Annotated in this window: 5 protein-coding genes; all 5 read right to left on the bottom strand. The window is 65.6% G+C overall.

The features are described from left to right. Positions 1–1,057: amidohydrolase family protein (locus WB785_RS22800; RefSeq protein ID WP_424082076.1), on the bottom strand; the 1,057-nt coding region annotated here is incomplete at its 3' end. 63 nt (positions 1,058–1,120) lie between these two features. Continuing rightward, a complete protein-coding gene (locus WB785_RS22795) occupies positions 1,121–2,311 on the bottom strand; it encodes an amidohydrolase family protein (RefSeq protein WP_424082074.1) in 1,191 nt (396 codons plus the stop codon). A gap of 73 nt (positions 2,312–2,384) precedes the next feature. Then, positions 2,385–2,579, bottom strand: a complete 195-nt coding sequence (locus WB785_RS22790; RefSeq protein WP_424082072.1) for a ferredoxin — start codon at positions 2,577–2,579, stop codon at positions 2,385–2,387. A gap of 46 nt (positions 2,580–2,625) precedes the next feature. Further along, the gene (locus WB785_RS22785) at positions 2,626–3,798 is read right to left on the bottom strand and encodes a cytochrome P450 (RefSeq protein WP_424082070.1); all 1,173 of its coding nucleotides are present in this window, start codon (positions 3,796–3,798) and stop codon (positions 2,626–2,628) included. A gap of 86 nt (positions 3,799–3,884) precedes the next feature. Then, on the bottom strand, positions 3,885–4,302 hold a 418-nt coding region (locus WB785_RS22780), incomplete at its 5' end, for an aldehyde dehydrogenase family protein (RefSeq protein WP_424082068.1).

Here is a 4,302-nt window from a genome sequence, read left to right as displayed (position 1 = left end):
CCTTCGATTGGGCGCCGTCGGCCAGTCGGCGACGAACTGCCGGGTCGGCGAGTGCGGCCAACCGCTCGGGCACCGGCAGATGCATGACGTCGTGCCAACCTGGCAACCCGTCGAGCACGAAGCCGGTGAGGAACGACAGCCGGATCTGCATGGCATGCGGAAGAGTGAGCGCGATTACCCGACCGCCGTGTTCGGCGGCGAACTCGGAGGCACGCAGCTGCCCCTGATGCCCGGCCGGGTTCGCCGCTGACACACCAAGCAGGTTCCAGTTCAGCGGACGGTCTGCCGCTACCGACATGTCGGTGAGCAGCGCGACCTCGTCGTCGGAAAAGCCTTGCAGACAGCCGGGAATGATCGCCTCGAGCGTGGTGCCCGGATGGTCGCGGACGCCACCGGCCAGCGCCAGCAGTTCGTCGCGAGACGCGCTGCGTGACGGGACCGGCTGGCCGGAGCCGTCATTGTGGGTTTGCGACTGCGACGTGGAAAACCCGAGCGCGCCATCGGATAACGCCTGATGTAGTAGAGCGACCATTCGCTCGATGTGCGCGGCGCTTGCCTGACCGCCGATTGCGTCCTCCCCCATCGCCGCCAGCCGAAGCGCCGAATGCCCAACCAGAAAGCCGGCATTGACGGCGATACGGCCGTCGAACCGTTTCAGCCAGTCGCCGAACGACGCCCACTGCCAGTCCAGCCCGGCGCGTAACGCGTCGAGCGGCATGCCCTCGACCCGCGCGAGCATTCGAGTAAGGTAGTCCTGCTGGTCGGCCGCCACCGGCGCAAGGGTGAAACCGCAGTTGCCACCGAAGACCGTGGTAACACCGTGCTGCACCGAAGGACTCGCGGTCGGGTCCCAGAACAGCTGCGCGTCGTAGTGGGTGTGCAGGTCGACGAAGCCGGGTGCCATAGTAAGGCCTTGTGCATCAACTGTTTTCGTCGCTAAATCATCGACGTCACCAACCTCTGTGATGCGCCCGTCGCTGATGCCGACATCGCCGTGATACGCGGGCGCGCCTGTGCCGTCGACGATCTCGGCATCACGGATCAGCAGGTCGAGCATTGCCCCTCCTAGTCTGATGGCGGCGACCCGCTGCGCCCGGCTTCGCCGCGCTTGCGATCGCCGCTAGCCTCCTGCTAGCCACCCGTCGTTGGGCAGCGGATGATTGAAGAGGTCCGCAGCATTGCGGTGGGTGATCCGCGCGGCATCCTCTGCGGATAGGCCCGCGACATTACGTGCGACGACTTCCTGGGTGTCCGGCCAGGTCGAGTCCGCGTGCGGGTAGTCGCTTTCGACCAGAATGCGCTGGGCGCCAATCGCATCCAGTGCGCCGAACGCCGACGGGTCGTCGATTGAGCAGAACCAGAAGTTGCGCCGCAACACCTCGCTGGGCAGCAGATCGCCCTTCCAGGATCCGCCTTCGCGCCCCGAAGCAGAATGGGCCAGAACGTAATCCGCCCGATCCGCCAGCATTGCCGCCCAGCCGAGCCCGCCCTCGGCGAGGGTGATGTTCAGTCGAGGGAAGCGGTTTGGGATGCCTGACCACAGCATGTCGGCGCAGGAGACCAGGCCATTGACCGGGAACAGCGTGGTAATGGTTTCGAACGGCGTGTCCGGCGCGGGAATCGGCGCCCACTGGGCGGATCCGGTGTGCAGGCACACGACGGTGCCGGTCTCCTCGCAGGCAGCGAAAAACGGGTCCCACGCCCCGGTGTGCAGGCTGGCAATCCCGCACTGCGCGGGCAGTTCCGGGAAGCTGACCGCCTTGAAACCACGTGCAGCATTGCGGCGTAACTCTTCAACCGCCAGCTGCGGGTCCGCCAGCCAGGGCAGCTGCAGCGGAATGATCCGGTCGGGGAAGCTGCCGGCCCACACCTCCAGCAGCCAGTCGTTCCAGGCCCGCAACACCGCTAGTCCCAATTCGAGGTCGTCGCTTTTCCAGAACACGGTGCCGGCGAACCCGGCGATCAGCGACGGGAAATTCAGCGACGCCCAGATGCCGGCCAGGTCCATATCAGCGATGCGAGCCTTGATGTCCCAACAGCCGCGGCGCATCTCGTCGAAGCGGGCCGCCTCCATGCTCCACTCCTCGCGCGGCCGCCCTATCACCGCGTTCAGGCCGATGTTGGGATAGTCGCGGTCCTCATAGCGCCATACCTGTCGGCCGTCGTCGGTTTCCACGATCTGCGGGGCCCGTCCGGCCAGCGCGGCGGGAAGCCGGCCGTCGAACATGTCCGGTGGCTCGATGACGTGGTCGTCGACGGAGATCAGGACGTGCTGCCGCTCACGGGGAGCAGGATCCGGCAACAGCGCCATACCTGACGACTATCGTCGGTTTTCGACGGCTGTCAATGCTATTTATGCAATGAATGCAAAGTTGACGGGTCCGTCAGGACGACAACGTGATCGCGCCTTCGGGGCAGTTCTTCTCGGCTTCGGCAGCCTGCGCCTCGAGATCCCCGGAAACGTTATCGACGAGCACGATCGCGTGCCCCACCTCGTCAGCATCGAAGACATCCGGCGCCAACGTGTAGCAGCGCCCATGTCCTTCGCAGCGATCTGCGTCGACACAGACACGAGTCATCAGCGCCGCTCCTCCTCATCGCTGCGCTCTGCATCATCGCAGCGCGTCATTTAGCCACCGGGAAGGTCAACGGCAACGACTCCACCGACCGCAAGGCGGCGGTGTAGGTCAGCTGGGCGCCGGGCTTGATCTCGTAATCGGGAATGCGCCGGTGGAATTCGCGCAACGCCACGCGCAGTTCCATCCGGGCCAGGTGCGAACCGAGACAGCGGTGCGGGCCGCCGCCAAAGGCGCGGTGCCGGTTGGGGTTACGGCGGAAGTCGACGAGCTCTGGGTCCGGGAATTCGGCGGGGTCGGTGTTCGCGGCACCCAATAGCGGGCTGACCCGCTCCCCCTTTGAGATCGGGCAGCCACCCACCTCGACGTCGTCCATGGCGATTCGCACGACGCCGGGCACCGGTGTCTCCCAACGCAACATCTCTTCGATAGCGCTCGGCAGCACGTCGGGTTGCTCGACGAGCTGGTGACGATGGTCGGGGTGTCGGGCCAAATACACGAAGAAGCAGTCGAGCGAATCGGTCACCGTGTCCAGTCCAGCAATCAGGAACAGGAAGCAGATATCGAGGATCTCGTGGCGCGTCAGCGGTTCTCCCTCGATCCGGGCCGCGATCAAAGAAGACAGCACGTCGTCGCGTGGGCTGGCGATGTGGTCGTCGATGGCGCGCTCGAAGTAGTCGTAAATCTGTTGTGCCGCAGGTGCGGTAGCGTCGTGGCGGCGGTCGTAGCCGGAGACGCCCTCCGGACGGATCACGCGGTCCTTCCACTCCAAAAATTGGTCGAGGTCTTCCAGCGGCAGGCCGAGCAGCTGCAGAAACACCGTGCACGGCAGGGGTACGGCGAACTCCTCGTGGAAGTCGCATTCGCCGCGGTTCGCGAAGCGGTCAATCATTTCGTTCACCAGCTCCGTGACGCGTGGTTCGCGGCGGGCCATCTCACGCGGCGTAAACAACGGATCGAGGATGCGCCGGTACTTCGCATGCTCGGGCGGGTCGATCTGCAGCGGGATCAGCGGCCGAATGTTGCCCAGATCGACGGCGTCCATGTTCGACGAGAACAGCTCGGTGTGCTTGAGCGTCATCTCGATATCGGTCAGCCGGCTGAGCACGACCGCCTGCGGCGACCGGAATACCGGGGCCGACTCACGCAACGCCTTATACATCGGCTGCGGCTCAGCCATGCCCGCCATCGCCTGGTCGACATACCCTTGGGTGTCTGTCATGCCGGTTAGCCTGACACCAAACGTCAGCGTTGGGGACGGTTTACGCATGAAAGCAGATACGTAAAGGTCCCCGCAGGGGCTGAAGGCTATTGCGGTGCTGGCTGGCGCACAAATGCCCGCGGCTGAGTGAACGCCCGGATGCCGTGTACCCCGAGTTCGCGGCCAAGGCCCGATTGGCCGACGCCGCCGAACGGCAGCCGCGGATCCTGGGCGGCCATGCCGTGACAGTTGACGCTGACCGTGCCGGCGACCAGCTCCGCGGCGACGCGGTCGGCCAGCGCGTCGTCGCGGGTCCAGATCGACGCGGTCAGCCCGAAGTCGGTTGTATTGGCCACGGTGACCGCCTCATCCAGATCCCGGTAGCCGAAGATCGGCAACACCGGCCCGAACTGCTCCTCGGTGGCCAGCGGCGCATCGTCGGCCAGATCGGTCACCACGGTCGGCAGCACGAAATACCCGTCGGCGTCGGCGTCGGCCTCGCGGAGGACGCCGGCGGTACGGACC

Origin of the sequence: Mycobacterium sp., from assembly GCF_049585075.1 — a bacterium.
Classification (GTDB): domain Bacteria; phylum Actinomycetota; class Actinomycetes; order Mycobacteriales; family Mycobacteriaceae; genus Mycobacterium.
Note: the sequence above shows the minus strand (reverse complement) of the source record. Positions and strands in the feature narration are given on the sequence as shown.